This is a genomic window from Brevibacillus borstelensis (assembly GCF_003710865.1).
Lineage (GTDB): Bacteria > Bacillota > Bacilli > Brevibacillales > Brevibacillaceae > Brevibacillus > Brevibacillus borstelensis.
This window is the reverse complement of sequence record NZ_RHHO01000019.1, coordinates 1-19815: the sequence shown is the minus strand read 5'-3', so window position 1 is coordinate 19815 and position 19815 is coordinate 1. Positions and strand designations below refer to the sequence as shown.

Annotated in this window: 11 protein-coding genes and 1 pseudogene; 2 read left to right on the top strand and 10 right to left on the bottom strand. The window is 47.1% G+C overall.

The features are described from left to right. The 5 genes and pseudogenes from EDM54_RS10825 to EDM54_RS10805 all read right to left on the bottom strand — a co-directional run. A pseudogene (locus EDM54_RS10825) lies at nucleotides 1-551 on the bottom strand (hypothetical protein); the annotation flags it as partial. Nucleotides 552-1325: 774 nt separating this feature from the next. Further along, nucleotides 1326-1475, bottom strand: a complete 150-nt coding sequence (locus EDM54_RS27365) for a four helix bundle protein (protein ID WP_122958190.1) — start codon at nucleotides 1473-1475, stop codon at nucleotides 1326-1328. A gap of 421 nt (nucleotides 1476-1896) precedes the next feature. Beyond that, nucleotides 1897-5262: a sugar-binding domain protein gene (locus EDM54_RS10815; RefSeq protein ID WP_122958189.1), complete on the bottom strand. Its 3366-nt coding sequence runs from the start codon at nucleotides 5260-5262 to the stop codon at nucleotides 1897-1899. 192 nt (nucleotides 5263-5454) lie between these two features. Then, nucleotides 5455-8679 (bottom strand): S-layer homology domain-containing protein, encoded by a 3225-nt coding sequence (locus EDM54_RS10810; RefSeq protein WP_003388368.1) that lies wholly within the window; start codon nucleotides 8677-8679, stop codon nucleotides 5455-5457. Between the two features lie 437 nt (nucleotides 8680-9116). Next, nucleotides 9117-10466 (bottom strand): TolC family protein, encoded by a 1350-nt coding sequence (locus EDM54_RS10805; RefSeq protein WP_024983777.1) that lies wholly within the window; start codon nucleotides 10464-10466, stop codon nucleotides 9117-9119. 304 nt (nucleotides 10467-10770) lie between these two features. Here EDM54_RS10805 and EDM54_RS10800 point away from each other — a divergent pair, with 304 nt between their 5' ends. Together EDM54_RS10800 and EDM54_RS10795 are read left to right on the top strand one after the other, a co-directional pair. Further along, nucleotides 10771-11427: a YigZ family protein gene (locus EDM54_RS10800; RefSeq protein ID WP_024983776.1), complete on the top strand. Its 657-nt coding sequence runs from the start codon at nucleotides 10771-10773 to the stop codon at nucleotides 11425-11427. Nucleotides 11428-11664: 237 nt separating this feature from the next. Further along, entirely contained in the window at nucleotides 11665-12198 is a 534-nt protein-coding gene (locus tag EDM54_RS10795; protein WP_122958188.1) for a hypothetical protein, read from the top strand. Nucleotides 12199-12247: 49 nt separating this feature from the next. Here the strand turns inward: EDM54_RS10795 and EDM54_RS10790 are convergent, their stop codons facing one another. The 5 genes from EDM54_RS10790 to EDM54_RS10770 form a co-directional block, all read right to left on the bottom strand. Next, on the bottom strand, nucleotides 12248-16186 hold the full coding sequence (locus EDM54_RS10790; RefSeq protein WP_231504290.1) for an S-layer homology domain-containing protein: 3939 nt from the start codon (nucleotides 16184-16186) through the stop codon (nucleotides 12248-12250). 189 nt (nucleotides 16187-16375) lie between these two features. Continuing rightward, complete coding sequence (locus EDM54_RS10785) at nucleotides 16376-17494, bottom strand: glycosyltransferase family 4 protein (protein WP_003388375.1); 1119 nt, start codon at nucleotides 17492-17494, stop codon at nucleotides 16376-16378. Between the two features lie 27 nt (nucleotides 17495-17521). After that, nucleotides 17522-18259, bottom strand: coding sequence for a WecB/TagA/CpsF family glycosyltransferase (locus EDM54_RS10780; protein ID WP_171506164.1), 738 nt, complete (start codon nucleotides 18257-18259; stop codon nucleotides 17522-17524). A gap of 105 nt (nucleotides 18260-18364) precedes the next feature. Next, complete coding sequence (gene fabZ, locus EDM54_RS10775) at nucleotides 18365-18817, bottom strand: 3-hydroxyacyl-ACP dehydratase FabZ (protein ID WP_003388377.1); 453 nt, start codon at nucleotides 18815-18817, stop codon at nucleotides 18365-18367. Nucleotides 18818-18987: 170 nt separating this feature from the next. Next, nucleotides 18988-19506, bottom strand: coding sequence for a CDP-alcohol phosphatidyltransferase family protein (locus tag EDM54_RS10770; protein WP_003388378.1), 519 nt, complete (start codon nucleotides 19504-19506; stop codon nucleotides 18988-18990). Nucleotides 19507-19815 lie beyond the last annotated feature (309 nt).

Below are 19815 nucleotides of genomic sequence, written 5' to 3'. Positions count from 1 at the left end.
TTTTTAGTCTGCCATAAACACGTATAATAGAAGCCGTGAGTCGTTGTGTCTGCGGATGATCGGCTCAGGGTAGTCCCTGGCTCCATTCTTCCCACAAGTCCGCCTGTATACCAAGAGAAATGATTGTCGATTCTTCCCGAACCGGAGCTGTCCGCAATCGAGCCGCGTTTCATATACCCAACCAATGTCCCGACGTTCTGGCTATCGGCTTTGATGGCTCCGGAAACGTGCGTATTTGATATGGTTCCGCCAAGCATTTGGCCAACCAGGATGGCAACGCCGCTCTTCGTCGTGCGAATGTCCGCATCTTTTAGGGTGAGGTCGCTGATTTCCGCTTTGCCCTCAATGGTTCCGAAGAGGCCAATGTTATTCCCTTCAAAGATGTACAGACCGCGGATCGTATGCCCGTTTCCGTGAAACGTTCCGGAAAAAGGAGCCGTTTCGGTGCCGATCGGCTTCCAACCATTGCCTGAGTTGTACGGAGCCGCGTTCAGGTCGATGTCTGCTTCCAAGACGAAAGCAGAGTCAAGGTAATCTCTCACATTGTTCAAGTGAGCGGGACTCTTGATGACATAGGGGTCTTCAGCGGTCCCCTTTCCGCTTGCAAACGTGGAATCGCTATTCTCGCCTTATACCCCCGTGGGATGTTCTCCCCAAGGAAATTTCGAGTCGAGCCTACACCGTGCGGGCGCCTTTCAGCGCACACGGCGTGCCATCAGCGGAGAAAGAAGCGGAATCACCAAAAAGGACTGTAAATACGTCTGTATCTACAGTCCTCATGGGTAACGTGAGAAACTACAACGCCCATTGCAAGTTCTCATATCCTCTTATCCGCTGACTGGGTCCCTTCGCTCCGGCCCGTTTTCTCCTCCCCGCCTGTGTTGCCACTACGGGTACAACCGGCAAGCCATCATCACTACTACGAACCCGCCGCCATCCTATCAGCCTCACCGGCGCTAACCCGCCTCTTCTGATAAGACTTCAAACGTTCCGCCTTGTCTATCCCTTCTTTTGCTGACCGTAGGTCTCCACTATACAATACGAGAAAAACAGGTTTAACAGCCCGAATTGTTCCTGTTTCGCCTGCATCATTGCAGATGCAGCGGCTGTCGCCCAACCCCTAGCCTTTTACCTGACGACAGCTACCTTCGATTGGGTCAACATGGATTCGTCGCCTGACCATAGCCAGCTTTTAAGGAGCCCCGCAGTACTTGGCAATGAACAATGAAGAATGAAAAATGAAAAATGAAAAATGAAGAGTGAAAGGGATATGTTTCATTGTTCCTTATTCTGTATTCATTGTCTTTTTTACTTTGTGCCATTGCTTAACGGATGTTTGCGCCGATACTGGTTCCTGATCGAACGATCTGCTTGGAAATTACGTATTCTTTTCGTTCATCCATTAGGTATCGGTAGAGTTTTACGATCCGTATTGCAAACGCAAATGCTTTTTCGTCGACAACGCTTTTTTCAATGAATAGTTAACAAGGAATGATGAATAAGTGCGGTTCTTCAAACCGTGCTATTCTCCCCTGTTTCCCTTTCTTGAAATCTTACGATTTCATTTTTCATTTCATTATTCATTATTCATTGCCTTTCCTTACGTCTTCACCTGACTTCACGCCGTTGGTTGATTAGGGCCGCTGGCGTGCAGGAGGATTAGGCACACGATAATACAATGAATAAGGATCTTTGAATAATTGTTCATCATTCATTTTTCCTTGTTCATTGTCATTTTCCGGCTGTTATCGCGGATTGGGTTTGCACCAATCGATTTGACAAGACAGTTAGAGAAAAGCCCCCTGGACGTAGCAGGGTATGCTTTGCCTGGGGGCTTTCTCCACTTCTTTCACTCATCACTTAGGTGAGTTTATGAAGTAACGTTTCGTGATTTTATTAAGGGATATCTACTGTGAACTTAACCACAGTTTTGTTACCAGCCTTGTCGGTCACCGTCAATTCATATGCACCATTATCCTTGATCTCAGTTCCCAGGGTGTAACCATCTACTTTGGAACCGTCTTTAGTCAGTTCAACTTTGTCGACGTCTGCTGCATCAGAGTCTGGTGTTACAGCAGCATCATAAGTTTCTCCATCTTTAACGCCAGTTACAACTGGTGCTTCTGTATCTGGTGCCGCAATATTAACTGTGAACTTAACTACAGTCTTGTTGCCAGCCTTGTCAGTTACAGTCAATTCGTATGCTCCGTTATCTTTGATCTCAGTTCCCAGAGTATACCCATCTACTTTGGAACCGTCCTTAGTCAGTTCAACTTTGTCGATGTCTGTTGCATCAGAGTTTGGCGTTACAGCAACATCATAAGTTTCGCCATCCTTAATGCCAGTTACAGCCGGTGCTTCTGTATCTGTAGCAGGTTTATCAACCACATAGAATGTAAAGTTTGAGTTACCTGTCAACTTAATACCTTTGCTGGATACCAGGTATTTAGACAAAGTAATAGAGTTGCTGTACTTTGGCGAAAGCGTTCCGTCAGGCAGGTTAATGGTGATCTTGTTTTTAGCTGGATTTGGTTTACCTGCTTCTGTAAAAGTAATGATAGTATCTTCTGGCAATGTTACCCCGTTTACAGTGTAGTTAGAAGGGCTGAGCGCATTACCGATGGTTCCAGTAATTTTAACATCTGATGTAAATACAATCTCAATTGTATCTTCTTTATCACCATTGAGGTAACCCTTGATACCACTGTCTGCAACCTTAAAGGTCTCTTCCACTGCTTCGTCTGGTTCGACGATGAAATCTTTGTAAACTGTAGCTGCAGTGTTACCCACATCATCCGAAATGGAGCTTACCGCAACTCTCCAATGAGTATCTCCACCATCATTTACAATGTCTTGAATAGATTTTTTATAGGTTTCGTCTACTTTTGCTACAAATGTAGTGTCTTTGTGATCTTTTGTAGCATATTCAGTGATTATTCCTTTGATGGTTACATACTCACCGTTTTTGTCTTTACCAGTAAACTCAACTGTAGGTTTAGGAGTTTCCTTATCTTGTCGTGGAGTATCAGGCTCACCATCTACAGGCAATTTGACTGGTTTACTCATTTCAACATGGAAGGTATCCCTGTCGACTTTCGTGATGTTCTTAATCACTGGGCTAGTTGTATCAGGTGCCTTCATGATTGGATCATTTAACAACAGGTTAATCTCTTCATTTTTCTTTCCATTTGCCGGATTTAGAATTGCTCCAGCAGGAATGTGCAAACGATACTGGTCATTGTAGTAGTTTTTATTTGTGTTTTTCGTATCGTAAATTCTGGTCCAATCTGTTTCCAATTCAAAAACATATTCGGACCTTGAAACTTTTTGAACTGCTAATGTAGGCAGGATTGGTTTACCAGCATCATCTTTTGCGTACTTCTTAACAACATCATCATTGGTAGATTCAACAGTTTTCCATTCAGAATTTCCATTGTCCAGTTTAACCAGTACTTGCAATTGAACTTGGTCAGTAGTGAGTGGATCTACCCTGTTTTCAGCGTCATCCAATCCAACGATTTGTTTGTTGAAATTCACGCGGAATTGCTCAGGAGATTCAACCGAAACATCTGCAGACGGAACTGTTACATCAGCCTTGACTTCAAAGTTTAAAGACTGGTTGGCAGAGATGTTGTTCGGGTCTGTTTTTCCAGCGTAATCTTTAATGGCTGCAAGCTGCACAGAGTGAGTACCTGCTGGCATGAAGTCAACTGTTTTCAATGTCAAGAGATGGCGTTTATCTTCACGTGTTTCAGCATTGAACTCACCAAAGCCTGTTTCTTCATCAGTTTCATCAATTGCTATAAGCCCACCGTCAATTGTGTATTTTGCATTATCGATGGGTTTCGAAAATTTAACTACTACAGTATTCAAGTTTTCAGCTACAGCAGACGTAGCTTCAGGTTTACGGGTGTCAACCAGCACAAAGTTCTTTTTGATTACATTATCACCAGTGCTGCTTGGTTGAGTAATCTCAACGTATACTTCTTTGTTGTCTTCCAAAAACGCGTCTTTTTCAAGGACAATTTCAAGAGCCTTTGGATTGTTAGCAGACGGTTTCAAACCACGAACTGTTTTAAGGTCTGCAAAGTTAGCGTCCTGAGATACTTTAATTGTTACGCCTTCTTTTAGTTTTGCTTTTCCGGAGTCATCGACTAGTACTTTGTCAGTAGCTTTGTCATATTGAAGAAAATCTGCTACTGTTACGTCCTTGTCGAAATATGCTGTAACGCGGTCTGCCGAAGTAGATGTTACACTCAGCAACGCTGGGATAGCATCAGATGCAGGTGGATCGATATTCAGTTTAAAGTATACCTCTTTGGTACCTACTACTTTACCAATTAAGTCTTTGTAATCTCCGGATGCCTCGATGATTTGTGCATCTACTTTTGCCACGAGATCTTTGTCAGAAATCTCAGATGTCAATGCTACTTGCGCAATGCCATCCTGTACGGTTACACGGTCATTAGCCAAGTTACCAAAAGTAGCACTGAAATGAATTACTACGTTATCAGCATTCTTATCTACTTCACCGGTAACTTTATTTTTCAATTTTGCAGTAATAATGAGGTTGTCAAGTCCATCTGCCCTGATAGCGTCACCTGGAACGTTTGTTTCCAATTCCAGATTGTACAGATCAGTTACAGCGGGAGTTTTAAATTTAACCTCTACAGAGTCAACTGTTTTACCGTCAACCAGGAGTTCCTTTGCTACAATTGTATATTCTGTTTCGTAATTCAATCCGGAAACATTCAAGGTTACGGTCTTCTTGTCTTCACCCAGGTTTGCAGAGTCTACAGTTGCTCCAGCAATAGTGAAGTTTTTAGCTTCAGCTGCATCGATCGCTTTGTTAAACTTCACTTGAATTTTTGTTTTCGTAATAGCACTTACGCTTTCAACTTTCAAATCGCCAGGCAATGGCCAAGGTTCATCTTTTTTGTTCCAAACCTTATCAGTACCTACGATCTTGTAGTCATCGTCCTCAAACATATCAGCTGTCGCAGGTTTGAGAACTGTGTTGATGTCGTCAGCGAACAGAGCTTCAACAAAGTTTGCTGCTTTGCCATCTTTATCAACGTATACTGTTGGTTGCTTCAGAACTTCTTTCACAGCAACTTTGAAGTTGCCTGCCAAAGCGGATGGAGAATAATATTTGTCAACATTGCCGCCAACATAGAAGCCAGGTTCCAATGCCATAGCGGAAGCGGCCATGCTAGTCAATACAGCTGTTGAAAGAACAGAAAGTACCAGCTTTTTATTCACGTACTACCCCTCCAGATATTGATAGGTTTTTTGTGTATTGAGAAACACTCATGTTGTATGTCTGGGTGAGTGTGTTCCTCCATATCTAAGTATGCAAGCATGGTATTGGGTGAATGACAGGGCAGAGGGACCTCCCCCTGCCCCAGGTCATTCAACGCAACTATAAATGGTCCTTTAGAAAGTAACTGTTATTTAGTTTTTCTTTTTAAAGGTACCTTTGTAGGATTCTTTATCGCGGCCAGACTTGGTAGCCTCGAGTGTGTATTCTACATCTTCGCTGCTTGCTGGTCCTGCGATTTGTACTTTGAACGTACCATCTTTAGCAACTACTGCTTTATCGTTGGTGTACTCTTCTCCATCAACTGTAAACTTCACAGTTACTTCAGTACCGTCAACAGCTTTACCAGTTACTGTGTAAACCCCAAATACTTCCATCTTCACTTCTACTGTAGCATCCAGAGAAGATTTATCGATGATAGGATCTGTATCAACTGGTGGCTCCTTCTCAATACCACCTTGTTTCAAGAAGGCATCGATGATCTTCTTAGCGTCGTCTTTACCCTCTTGGCGTTTCAGGTCGTCTTCGTTATGAATTACGAATACGTAGTCATAAGCAGTACCCTTGTCTTCCATAGAGTCGATTACGACAATCAGATCGCCTTCATCAACACTGTCGCCTTCTTCGATGTCTTTAGCATTCACGTAAGCTGTTTTGGATTTAACAGGGTAGTAGGCTTCCTTGCCGTCTTTATCCAAGTAGGTAATTTTGCTGCTGGTTGCTTTCTCGACAACTGCAACACCAATACTGTCGATTTCGGCATCTTCCAGATCAGATGCGGATGGAACTTCGTATTTTTCGTTACCGAAGAGAGCTGCACCTGTTACTTTGTCTCTGCTAATGGACAGATCATTGGCTGCCTTCACTACAACGATCATATCATCGATTACTACTTCACCTTCGCTGTTCAAGCGGTAAGCGACGATATCGCCTCGTTTGATGCCTTGATCGCTAATATTGCGAGCATCATCGTCAAGTTTGATTGTTTTTTCTTTAGAGCCAGAGCCTTCTTCTTCTTTGGTAATCAGCGTGATGGTATCATCAGTGCCTCTGGACCAGTCTTTAACTTGACCGTAGAACATTTTGCTGGCAAGACCTTTACCTTCAACAACGAAGATTGCATCTACTTCATTGTCTTCAACTGTGTAGAATACTTTCAGGTCTTTCTTCTCAGCGATGTCTTTGAATTTAGCAACACCTGGTTTTTTCAGTTCAACAGGATCTTTGCTAAGCTCGCCAGTCATATCGAAGATAGCGGTATCGCTGGTGACTTCATACTTGTCAACCATTTCATCTTCTTTATCTGCAACGTTGAGCCATGCAGTTCCTTGTTTCTCAATGAGGCTGGTTTTTACGATTTTAACCTTTTCAACCTCGCCCTTGGAATCCAGGGAAACTTCAAGCAGTTTCAGATCGCTCTTGTCTTTGCTTGGCGTGAGCAGGTTTTTGATTTGTGTGCTGCCATATCCTTTTTTATCAAAGGATTTGCCATCTGTGTCGTAGAGATCTTTTTTAGTAAGTTCTACATCGTAGGTCTTACCTTTTTGAGACATAACACTGAAGGTATATTTGCTGCCTCTGTCTACAGCTGTAGTAGTCAGGATCGCTTTGAAACGGCGGCTGTCGATACCATCAGTTGTTTCGATGTGACGGATACGGCCAGATGCATCCAGGTACAGTTTTACATCTTCGCCAGTCAGATCTTTAATTTTGTCCCAAGTGTCGGCGTTCAGTTCTTTAACATCTTTGTTTTGGTTGTCGGAGTAAGTTGCGCCAGAACGGAAACGGTACGTTTTGTCACCGATTACGATGCGGTTGTCAGTCTCGCTGCGCATAGTGATCTTGTCAACTTTACCTTCAACTACAGTGCTAGTAGCGAATACCAGCAGTTTTTCTTTCTTACCGTCAGCATAGTAAATGCTGTATACGTCCATAGGCTTCAGGTCAGCCAGTTTAGCAGGCTTGTTGTCGCGGAATACGAGGAAATCCTTACCTTCATCCAGATCTTCGAGTTTGGAGAAGGATCCGCCACCCAGGTTGCTGATTTTCTTCTTGTCTGCATCGATTTTCTCGATTACTTTGGAACCGTACTTCTCGCCTTCTTTGGACTTGTTCAAAGTTTGGTCATCAATTACGTGGATGTAGCTGATGTCACCTTTGTCATCCAGTACCACTTTAGCGGAGAAGGTATATCCATCGTTTGCAGAGATGATTTCCTTCAGACCTTTAGTAGCATCGCTGTAAGGCTTGAAGTTGTAAGTTACTTGGGTGTCTTTTGTAAAGCGGTAAGTTTTTCCGTTGCCATCAAGTTCGATTTCCAGATCTTCAAGATCGCTGTCTTTCTTGATGTCATCTGTTTTACCGTCTTTGATTTCACGATCATTGAAGTAGAAAGTGCTCAGACGATCCATGATTACTTCTTCGTCATCGGAACCTTCCATCCATACGATGGTGTTTTCTTTATCGTCTTTGATCCACACTTGTACGTGTTGACCAGCGAACTCGTTCGGGTTGATGCTTTCGGCTACTTTGTAAGTAGTAGTTCCCAGTCCAGCGTTTTTACCGTTCAGGGTAACTTCGTTAGCTTTCAGAGTGCCCAGACCGATAACTGGTACGTTAGTTACCAGCGGCAGATCTTCGGAACCGTTCTTCTCGTCTTTCGCCCACTCCATGTCGCGAACTTTCACTTTCATGTAGCGAGTCAGAAGAGTTTCGTTCGTGATTTGGAAGTTGAAGTTAACTCCGAAATCTTGTTGCTCCATCAGTTTTACGCGGAGAGCGTTGTCGATCATTTTGAAGATGTCGCCGCGAGTTGCTGCGTTGTTAGGAGCAGTGATGCTTTTCGCGATGTTCAGCTCGGAAGCTTTCGCGATCATGTTGTTTGGCCATACGCCTTTAACAGATGGCTCATAGCCCAGAGCACGGATCAGCATAGTTACTGCTTCTGCGTAAGTTACATCGTTTTTAGGTTTGAAGGATTTGTCCGGGAAACCTTTGATGATCTCTTGGCCGGATGCTACGTTTACGAAACCAGCAAACCAGTCAGAAGAGTTTACGTCAGTGAAAGTGGATTGGTATTGAGCAAATTTTGCACCTTGCTCCAGTCCACGGATACGAGTGATCAGGGTAGCGAACTCAGCGCGGTTGATTGTTTGATCAACTTTGAAATCGCCATCGCCATAACCTTGTACAACACCCAGTGCATTCAGTCGGTTTACAACCTTCTGAAGTTCAGCATCCATCTTAGGAGCTTCTGTTTGGGTGTTTTCTGTTTGAGCTGCTTCTTCTGCGCCCACTACCATAGGAGCAACAGTCAGTGCGAGTGCACTAGCCAGTACGCTGTTAACAACCTTTTTCATAACCTTGGGTTCTCCTCCTCTAGTACAAACAAATTGTTCTTGGGGAATATTATTTAGTAATCTATCTTTCTTTTTTGAGCCCGAATCCTGCAAGCGCGTTTCACCTCCTTTCGCAGGATTGCTCCGCTTTTTCAGTGTGAAAGTTCTAGTATATTCAGTATTGTGTAAATGCAACAATCCCTAGTGTATCACAGGTGCTAGAATTCGTGAATCTTTTTTACACAATTCCCCGTATTTCGTGTGACATCCTATTAAACGCCTCAGCTCGCAAAAAGTTGCGGTGCCTTCGAAAAAAAGTTTTAAAAAATTTTGTGGTCGTTTCTTCACTTCATTATGTATATGGTGACATCCGCCACAATTCGTATTATAGAGCAGGTTGGGCGGGCTGTCACCAATGAACCTTTTTCCAGTTCTTCGGTCAAGTTTACAGCTGCTGGCTATTTATTTACACCCAGCGCATTTTCGAAGTTTACTACCGCCAAATTGTAGTTGCGGATCGCCTCCAAATGCTGGTTTTCCTTTTCCGCCAGCTCTTCTTCGGCCTGGATTACTTCCAGCGTGGTAGCAAGACCGTTTTCAAAGCGGAGGTTCGTCAGACGGTAGCTTTCCGCTGCAGCCTCCATCGCTTTTTTCCTGAAATCGATCGCTACCCTGGCGGCATTCAGATTCAGGTAGGCTTCCGCTACCTCCGTCTTGATTTGTCGATTTTGTTCTTCGATAGCCAGCTTGGCTTTTTCCACATTGTTTTTAGCAATACGCCCATTATAGGTGGCTTGCATCGACCAATCCTCCAGAACGTTTACGGTTGTATTGGCCAGTTCCAGCTCACCTTCTTTTTGGACGATCTCATGCCGCTGTTTAAGCGCCTGCTCTTGAGCTTGCTGCAGGTTCATTGCAGGAGCCGCGATCTGTTTGTTTTCGGGTGTCAGTTTCCATTTTTTATTTACATCCACACCGATGATCTCGTTAAACTTCATGCCGTTGATTTCCAATGTGTTCTCTGCAGCCGCCAGAGCTGCCTGCGCACCTGCTACACCCATTTCGGCCTGAAGAATATCCGTCTTGGCCTTGGTCCCTACGTCGAATGCCGCCTTTGCTACTTTGAGCTGGGTTTGGGCACGATTCAGGCTTTGCTTTTTCAGTTCAAGATCTGCCTGCGCATGCAACAGATTGTAATAGGCCTGCTGAACACCCAATTTCACCTGATTCTCTGTCACCTTTACGGCCAACTGGTTCAATTTCTTTGTCAAATCTGCCTGTTTCGTTCCAATATACTTTTGTTTCGAAGCTTCCAGCGATCTGTCGAGAAGCCCTCTCATGTCTGCGGCAGAGTCATAGGCCAGGCTCTGGTTAATATCGGCTGTTTTGGCTTCGAGGCGAGCTGTCTGAATCTTGGAGTTCGTCTGCATCGCTTGTTCGATCGCTTTAGCCAGTGTCATTTGCTCTGCAGCAGACGTTGAATCGGATGCATTTGTAGTACCTGTAGTGCCCGAAGGCGATGTATTTTTGGCGTCTGCTGCCTTTGCGTCTGCCGTACCGTTCGCAGCCGCTTTGTCTTCCGTTGCGGCGGTATCCGCTTTTGTTGCGTCTGTCTTGTTCGCATCTGCCTTGCTGTTGTCCGCAGTTGCTGCAGTCGTCGCTTTGTCATTCTGCTGACTTCCTTGTGTTTGCGAAGCAGGAGCTGCTGTTCCGCTTTCGGAAGCGACTGCACCTACACCGATCGAGGTCGCCATGACGGCCGCTATGGAAAGCGTCAGCCATTTCTTCGATGAATATGGAAAGTTCATTCTTTTCCACTCCTTTTTGCCTGGATTCATAATGTTTTCACTAGCAGGAAGCTTACAGTTTGTCCCACCAACACTATATCACACCGAATAATGTTTCGTACACGAAGAATCGCCAGTTTCCAAATCTTTCACCTTATCATTGCACCTTGCCATCTATATGCACCCCTCCCCCCGTTTATCACACCTGCCATCTCGTGTTACTACGTTTAAGTCGCCGAAAAATTTCATCTATATAGCGTGTTTGCCATCCACTATTCGAAAACCTTTGGCGGACATGCTATTCTTATCCTTGAGGTGAAAGAGCATGCTACAACAGTACAAAACGATTGCGGGATACGGGGAAGACGAGATTGTCATCGAGCGCTCCCGTTTTATCGGATATGCGCAGCGCGTCACCAGCGAAGAAGAAGCTGCGGCATTTATCGCTATGATTAAAAAAAAGCATTGGGATGCGACCCATAACTGTTCGGCTTTTGTCATCGGGGAGAACGATCAGATCCAGCGCTCCAGCGACGATGGAGAGCCGAGCGGAACGGCTGGCAAGCCTATTTTGGAATGCATCAAGAAAAATGGGGTAAAGGATACCGCCGTCGTCGTGACTCGTTATTTCGGCGGGATCAAGCTGGGTGCCGGCGGTCTGGTCCGCGCCTATACGGCAGGCACGGTGATCGCGCTGAAAGCGGCCGGAATCGTCGTCCATACGCTTCATCAGAAAATCTCCGTCAGTGTCGACTACACCTGGTGGGGCAAGGTCGAAAACGAGCTGCGGATCGGCCAGCAGCGAGTCGTCGGGACGGACTATACGGACAAGGTCACCGTGCATGTGTTGATTCCGGACGGTGAGCAGGACGATTTTGTAGCGCACTTGACGGATGTGACGAATGGCCAGGCGCATATTGTTCTCGGCGAAAAAGAGTATGTGGAAGTCCCTGTGGAGGCTGTCGGGTCGGAAGATGTTTAAGGTGCGGTTGGATTGGTTTGTTGCGGGTCAATCAGCTTGTCCGGGTTAACCGCTTAGATGTAAACCATCTGGATAGAAAGACTACAGACAGAGCTTTGACGTCATTTCACTTGATGGGCTGGGGCTGATTACAGTTTTGCTAAACTCATTTTACCTTGTTGCCCTCCTCTTTCTTCTATTAATATAGAGAGACAAGTGCAGGAACCCATACTATCCAAACAATCGGGGGGAATGACGGTGGGCAGGTCATTGGATGAGCTGTTTGACAAGCTGGAAGCACTCGGCGAGAGGATGGAGCATGGTTTTCAAGCGATTGATAGGCGATTTGAAGAAGTAGACAAGCGGAAGCGGTTTGAGCAGATCGACAGGCGGTTTGATGATGTAGACAAGCGGTTTGAGCAGATCGACAGACGGTTTGATGATGTAGACAAGCGGTTTGAGCAGATCGACAGACGGTTTGAGCAGATGGACTTGCGGTTTGAGCAGATGGACTTGCGGTTTGCGAATGTCGAGAAACGATTGGACCGACATGATGGCATGCTGGGAAGCCTTGAAGAGATGTATGCATCTCTGGTCCAAATGGTGGGACACAGCAACGCCCGGATGGACGAGATTCAGTCCAATCTGCTTGAGCTGAAGCGATTGTGGGAACAGACGGACAAATCGACCGCTTTTTTGGAACATAAGGTCTTTGAACATGAAAAACAGCTGTTTCTCCTGCGGGAGAGATTCGAATCATACATTCAGGAAAGACGAGATAAAGAAAGCTGAAGAGGATTTCGCCTCTTCAGCTTTTTGTGTTTGTTGCCGCTTTTATACGTTACTGCTTAGGCAGCTTCTTCAATTGCGTCATTACACGAACGGTGATAACGGCCATCTCTGCACGAGTCAGGTTGTTGGCCGGTTTAAAGCTGTATGTTGGTCTTTTGGCGGTCGGATCATCGGCCTCGCCATTCATCAGTTTTGCTTTTGCTACGGCCAGGACGGAAGCCGTGGCGTAGTGTCCGACGTCTTTTCCATCCGTAAACATTTTATTCAGAGCTTGCTTCGAAGCCTCCGGTGTACCGGTTTTCAGATTCAGCGCACGGGCAATCATCACCGCAGCTTCTTCACGGGTCAGCGGATCATCCGGTCTGAAGTATCCAGGCACCTTCCCGCGAATAATTCCTGCACGAGCTGCAGTTTCCACGTACTTATACTCGTAATCCCAGTGAACAGGTCGCGGACGGACATCGAGGAATGTCGGGTTTACCGGGTCGGTTTCATCACTGTCATAGTAAGGTCCGGCCTTGATCGGCAAATCCATCGCTTTTACGAGCATGGTCGCAAACTCTCCGCGAGTGATATCGCGATTTGCTCCAAAGGTGCTGTAGCTGTATGCCGGCATGATTCCTTTTGAGTAGAGTGTTTCCATCGCGTCACGGGCATATTCATGGAACACCACGTCGTCGAAGGACTCGCGGTTTTTCATGACCATGTAATAACCAAAGCCTCTAAACGGAACCGTAACGGTCTTCTTGCCGGTATTTACAACGCCCCCGATATTTTTCCACTCAAAGCCGTTGTGATAATAAACGGTGAGAATGTTGTTTGCCGCATTCACGATGGAAGAGTCGTATTGAATCGACAGCGTCCCTTCCCGGCTCGGGATGAGATTGTCATCATAGCGTCCTCTGAATTCTTCCCCATCGTCCTCATCGTAGTATGGGTCGCGCCCACCTGGATTTTTCACGTCGCCAGCGTCAATGTAGTAAAGCGGGCTTGCGTAATTGAACTTCTCATCCAATTCCAGTCGGCTCTTCATCGAGCTGCCAGACAAGTTCACCTGGCCCGTGGTACGGTCGGCAATACCAAAATACAATGGTACATCGACAAAAATGTCTTCGGTTGGATTCTTGACTTCTTCTCCTGCACGGTGATTGCTTGGCGAAAGAAGTACGGTTCCTGCAGGGAACTTCAATTCCAGCCCCTTGTTAAATACCGAGAATGACACTTTCTTGCCGAGGACTTCGCGGTATTCTGCACCATCTACCGTCGAATTCGCATTAAAGATTTGAATCTGGTCGTTGTAGGTGGTATCTCCTACCTGAACCGTGAATTTGATCGTGTTCAACCCGTTTTTCAGCGGGACAGTCGCCGTAAAGACGTAATAAGTCTCCGGTATCGCTTTTGCGAAATCAGGGTCGAATCTAAAGTCGGGTTCAGTCCTGTTGCTCGTTTTCGCTTCGATTTTGCCAAACATGACCTTGTCCGCTTTTTCAGCGAAAACCTTGATCACGGCACTGTTGCTGTTTACAGTAATGTACTGGTCTGTCGACCTGGCTTTGACCGGACTCAAAACCTCCCAGTTGCTTGTTCTCTGGTTGATCTTGATGTTGTATCGTACGACTGTACCGCTTTCATCCTCTGCAACGATCGTGTATACCGTCGAGTTGTTTTTCCGCAGAGTCAGCGGCAACAACGCCAGGTACTTTTCCTGCTCTTCGAGTTTTTGATCGCCTGTTCCCTTTACCGCTTGCTGCACTTTGTCTAGCATGCGATTGTACTTGGAGGAAGATAGCGACCCTTCGAAGCTCGTGCTGGATTTGTCGTCAATGTTGTAGCTGGAATCAAAGAAGTTTTGCAAACTGCTCGGAAGCTCGCCAATCGCATCATTGTATTCCTTGCTGGCAGGGTCTGGCGTCTTCCAGCTTCCGGAATCCTTTTCAAATTCCACAATTCGCTTGCCGTTTTTCTCCACATAGAGCTTGGAGGCATCTTTTACCTTAAAGGAGAATTTGCTCAAGAAAGCAGCACCGGTTTCGTATGTTCCGCCGGTAGAACCAGTCAGCTCATTTTCCTTCCCATTGAAGATTCCCCACAGCTTTACCTCTTCGATGGAGGGAGCCTTGGCCGTAATGTACAGGATATTGTAGGTAAATACGACAGGAGTAGCTCCCGGTTTTGCCGTTGGATTCAGTGTAATTTTCAGGGTGTTTGTACCCTTTTTCAATATGGAAGAACCGTTGACCGACTTCTTCAACTCTGAACTTGAAATGCTGAACTTGCCATTCGCGGCGTCGACACTCGAAAGGGCTAGGTCCTGTTCGTTCAGCTTCACAGTGAGATTATCCAGCTTGGAAGAATCGCTCGGGTTTGCTTTCAGATCAAAGTTGTACACGCGTCCGTGCAAAGTCGGTACATCGCTGTCGCTATTGATCTGGAAGCCGTCATAAAAGCTGTTGTCTTGCGAACCGGTTTTGTAGGTAAGCTGTACGTAAGGGGCAATTTGCCACTTGATCGGATACATTACAGACGTGCCAGCTCCGCCTGTATAAACAATTTTTAGATTTCCCGTACCTGCGTCGGGATTTTTCAAGCTGATCGTTGCCACATATTTGTTTGCAACCGTGTTTCCTGATGCATCTTTAAAGGGATCTACCTTCAGGGCATAGTTGCTGCTGTCCAGTGGATTCTCGTTTAGGTAGAGTTGATACTTGCTGGAATCGCCAACAAATTCACCGGTTACGAGAAGTTCTGCAGGCACTCCCAGCAGAGTATTCGTCCTGGAAGTAGAGAGCGGCGCTCCCAAATAGCTGCCGGAGATAAACTGCGGCGCATCCTGCTCTACGGTCTTGATGGTGTACAGATACCGTTTTACCTCAAAGGAGCTCGGTGTTGTAGACGGATCTGTGTCTTCTTTGTACTTGTAAACAAGCCATACAGTGTATTTCTTTCCAGATGCCAATGCCGATTGGGGCACATTACCGCTGAGTTCGTATTGCGTAAAACCGTCATTGGACGCTTTTTTGTCTGTAATGGTAGCCGTATAGGAGGTTTCCGCCGAAGCCCCGTCTTCTTTGATGACAAAAGACATTGAATCAAATGGCTTGTTCGGATTCGCCGTATCGTATTGCAGCAAGGCGGAAGATTTCAGACTCAGGTTCGCTGAGCTTGCCGGATCGACTCTCACAATGTTGTTTCCGACCTCATCCTCTGTGTCCGGAGTCAGCCGCTCATTGTTGATGCTGAGATTATAGAGCAAATCGGCTTCACCGATCGACGTCGTGACAATCAGAAGCTTTCTCTCGATGGCGCCAACAGTTTTGTTTTGGTTCAACGCCGTGAAGCGAAGCGTGTTTTCACCAAACATGACAGGAATTTTCAGGCTGAAGAAGCCTGTGTTTTTGCTGACCGAACCGCGAACTTCCTCGCCCTTGGAGATATTCTCCACGACAACGGTATCCGCATTCAACGCCTTGCCGTTGAGATTGACAACCATCCGGTTCGAGGCAGGCAAAGAATAATAGGTGACTCCACTCGGATTGAGCTCGGTATCCTCAACAGATATTTCCTCAATGATCGGGGTGTCGTTATAGTTCACGTAAAACTGCAAATGATCCTTTTCCACACTGCCTACATTTTCGTAAAAGCTGATCTTGTTCAGACCTGGCTGCAACGAAATGTCATAGAACGTAAACTGGCTCCCCGACACGGTCGGTGTTATTTTTTCCATCCCGGGGACTTCGGTTCCATTCCCCAAAGTGATTTTGACCCGCAAATTCCGGCCGGATACGCCAGCTCCCACGGTACCACTGATGGTAATCTTTGAACTTCCATACGTATAAGCGTCCACAGGGCTTGTGCCCTTGCCGTTATACGCATCTTCCAGAATGACAGGTTTCTCAGTAGCAGCAGCAGCCATGGACGGGAGCACTCCACTGACTACAAGTAACAGTGCCAAACTTACAGCCAACCACTGCCGCATCGTAGCGAACATCTTCTGCAAAAGGTTTCACCTCTCCATATAGTCTGTATTTGGCCCTGCCAATTTTTGTGCAGGGGATGCCTTACTCGTCTTTACTGTTATCGGCAAAATCTTCTATCTGGTTAAGGATAAACTGCAAAAATGTGGAGAAAAAAAGCCCCTGCTGTCCACCAGCAGAGGCTTTGCGTACGTTATTCATTTCTAGTGACTGCGGCGCTGATCGGCGTTCTTCACCTTCAGCTTGCGATACGTATTGATCAGCGGACGGTGGCGGCGGCCGACGAGGCCGACGATCTCTGTCGCCATGTGGGTAGCGAAGAGCAGCAGCACCATCACGATGATGGTTGTCCATTTTGTCGTTTTTGTCAAAACGATCGCCATCGTCCCGAAGAAGATGCTGATCATGTAGATCGTCAGTACTGTCGCACGGTGCGACAGTCCCATGTTCAACAGACAGTGGTGCAGATGGCCTTTATCCGGGCTGGAAATCGGCTTTTTGTTGACGATCCGCCGGACGATGGCGAAAAACGTGTCCCAAAGCGGAACGCCGAGCACCACGATGGGGATGATAAAGGAGACGAACAGCGCCTCTTTGAAGCCCATGATGGAGAGCGCCGCCAGGTTGAAGCCCAAAAACAGCGAGCCGGTGTCTCCCATGAAAATACGGGCCGGATGGAAATTGAAATAGAGAAAGCCGAGTATGGCTCCCAGCAGAACGAAGCAGTAAATCGCGATCGTGTCATAGTGAGCCGCCGCGCCGCTGCCGGACATAACCAGTGCCACGATGGCCATCGTAGCTGTCGCGATCGCCGATACCCCTGCGGACAGGCCGTCCAGGCCGTCGATCAGGTTGACGGCGTTGGTGACACCGACAATCCAGAAGATCGTGATCGGTACGCCGAGCCAGAGCAGCCAGCCGCTGGAGAAATCGATGCTGCCTTCATAAGGCAGGTTGACGACGCCTATTTTGAGGCCAAACGGAATGACGACGACTGCCGCTGCAAGCAGTTGGCCCATCAGCTTCCACTTGGGAGAGAGCTGGTATTTGTCATCCAGCATTCCTGTCGCCATCACGATCGTACCGCCGATGAAGATGCCGAGCATTTCTTTCATCGTAGTAAATGGAACAAATATGAAAAATGCAACAAAATATCCGAGATAAATCGCCAGACCACCCAGTCGCGGCATGATCCGCTTGTGAACCTTGCGCTGGTCCGGCGTGTCTGTCGCTCCGATGGATTCCGCCAGTTTTTTCACGTATGGTGTGGCTATAAATGATACTATCAGCGAAGTCAGTAATCCGAGGATTAGTGTAGACATCGACTGTTCTCCTCTCTACGGGTACGTTCAGGAGCGGCTTCCCCTTTTTTCCTTCAAGACTGTCCAGACAAACAGCGGAATAGCCAACTGTCTTCTCCAGCGCGACGGCTGGGCCAACAGTCGATACAGCCACTCCAGATGCAAGCGCTGCCACAGCTTTGGCGCTCTCTTTACTTTCCCGGCAATGACGTCAAGGCTGCCTCCGACTCCCATCGCGAGCGTAGCCTGAAGCTGATCGCGGTAGGCGGCGATCCATTCGTCCTGCCTGGGCGCTCCCATCGCCACGAACAGGAGATGGGGCTGTTTTTCGGCTATGTCTTGCACGACTCTTTGTTCTTCGTCTCGTTGAAAATAACCGTCTCGATACCCGACGACGCGCGCCCCCGGAAACCGCTCGGACAGCTTTTCCGCTGCCAGCCGGTTTACCTCCGGTGACGCTCCCAAAAGATATACTTTCCACTTTTCTCTGTCTGCCGCTGCCATCAATGCTTCCAGCAGCTCCACGCCCGCAACGCGCTCGCGAATCGGCTCTCCCGTCCACTTGGCCGCATAGACAATGCCGATCCCGTCCGGAACGACATAGGCTTGGTCCAATAGTTTCAGAAAGGAGCGATTTTCCTTCGCCAGCATGACAATTTCCGGGTTGGCCGTGACGACGTGCGTCTGTTTTCCTTCCCGGATCCGGTCGACAAGATGTGCCACCGTCTCGTCAAAACCGCGTGTAGAAAACGACACACCCAATATGTTTGCGACCTGTTTGGTCAACGTGTTCACCTTCATTACGTGATAGACGCAGAGCGCCTAAGAAATGTTGCACATACATTAGCCATTCTACCCCAAATAGGCCTTACATACAAGATGGGCGATTTTCTAGTCCTTTTGTGCTGCCGACAGGGCAAAAAGAAGTCCGCCCTCGGCCACGACCTTGCCGTTTACCTTGGCTGTTCCGTGTCCCTTGCCGATCGAGCCGCGCACTCGCGTCAATTCGACCTCAAGTGTCAGGGTATCGCCCGGCTTGACCTGATCCTTGAAGCGAAATTCGTCGATTCCGGCAAAAAAGGCGATTTTGCCTCTGTTTTCCTCCATGCTCAGTACCGCGACGGCTCCTACCTGGGCCAGCGCTTCGACGATCAGCACACCTGGCATGACCGGGTAGCCCGGGAAATGACCTTGGAAAAACGGCTCGTTTACCGTAACGTTTTTTAACCCGACTGCCCGCTTCCCCGACTCCAGCTCGGTAACCTTGTCCACCAATAAAAAAGGATAGCGATGGGGGATAATCGATTGAATGTCTGTTACGTCCAAAGGCAATTGAAATTCCATAAACAACGCTCCATTTCCATTCTTTATATCACTCATGCCATGCATGAAGAACATACTCGAAACTGAGAATAAAGACAACCCCCTATCTTCCACATGGGGAGATCGGGGTTAAGATAGAGGGGCACTTCCTGCACATGCGGCGGAAGTGCTCTTTTCATCCCTGGTTTGTATTAGTACACGCGATTCATCAGACGAAACTTGACCAGGTAAATGGCGGCGGTCACAAACGAGAACAGGATAGCCGTCCATAAGATAAGCTCGCCGTACTGAAACCTGTACATGACCATCGGGAACGCGATGTAAAACAAGACCGTCGTTATTTTGCCAAACGCATTGGCTGGCACTGTCTTTTTCCCACGGAAGTGGAAAAAGGCCGATGCCACGATCATTCCGGCGTCGCGAGCAAAGAAAAACAGGGCGGCCCATACACTGATCCGCTCTGTTAAAAACAATGAAGCGATCACTGCCATCATCATCAGCTTGTCTGCAAGCGGGTCCATCATCGTCCCAAACGTCGTTACAAGCTTGTGCTTTCGCGCGATGTATCCATCTGCAATGTCAGTCACTCCCGCGAGAATCAAGATGCCGAGGGCAACCTCAATATGAAACGGGAACTCCCGAAAAAACACGTACAAATACAAAGGGATGAGAACGATGCGAAAAACGGTCAGCGCATTTGGAAGATTCACGGATATCCCTCCGGATCAAATCGTCACTCCCTTTTTACCACTGTTCCATTATACTCTTTGGACAAAGGGCACAACAAGTCCCCGGAAGAGAGCCGGGAAGGCTTGCAAGCGATCAAAAAAATACCCCACACCTCCTGTGAAGTGCACCCCTTAGAATGGACATTGGATTAAACCCCTGGTAAATCCGATGAAATTTAAGGGGTGCATTTTTTATGGTGAAAAAGGGGCAAACGTTTAGAAGTTATTCTCACGAATTAAAGGTGGAAGCCATACGACTGCATATCGAAGAAGGATGGACATACCGTCGAG

Excerpts from the sequence above, each read along its gene's own strand:
- EDM54_RS10810 (WP_003388368.1), bottom strand. The coding sequence starts at position 8,679 with ATGAAAAAGGTTGTTAACAGCGTACTGGCTAGTGCACTCGCACTGACT.
- EDM54_RS10805 (WP_024983777.1), bottom strand. The coding sequence starts at position 10,466 with ATGAACTTTCCATATTCATCGAAGAAATGGCTGACGCTTTCCATAGCG.
- EDM54_RS10800 (WP_024983776.1), top strand. The coding sequence starts at position 10,771 with ATGCTACAACAGTACAAAACGATTGCGGGATACGGGGAAGACGAGATT.
- EDM54_RS10790 (WP_231504290.1), bottom strand. The coding sequence starts at position 16,186 with ATGTTCGCTACGATGCGGCAGTGGTTGGCTGTAAGTTTGGCACTGTTA.
- EDM54_RS10785 (WP_003388375.1), bottom strand. The coding sequence starts at position 17,494 with ATGTCTACACTAATCCTCGGATTACTGACTTCGCTGATAGTATCATTT.
- fabZ (WP_003388377.1), bottom strand. The coding sequence starts at position 18,817 with ATGGAATTTCAATTGCCTTTGGACGTAACAGACATTCAATCGATTATC.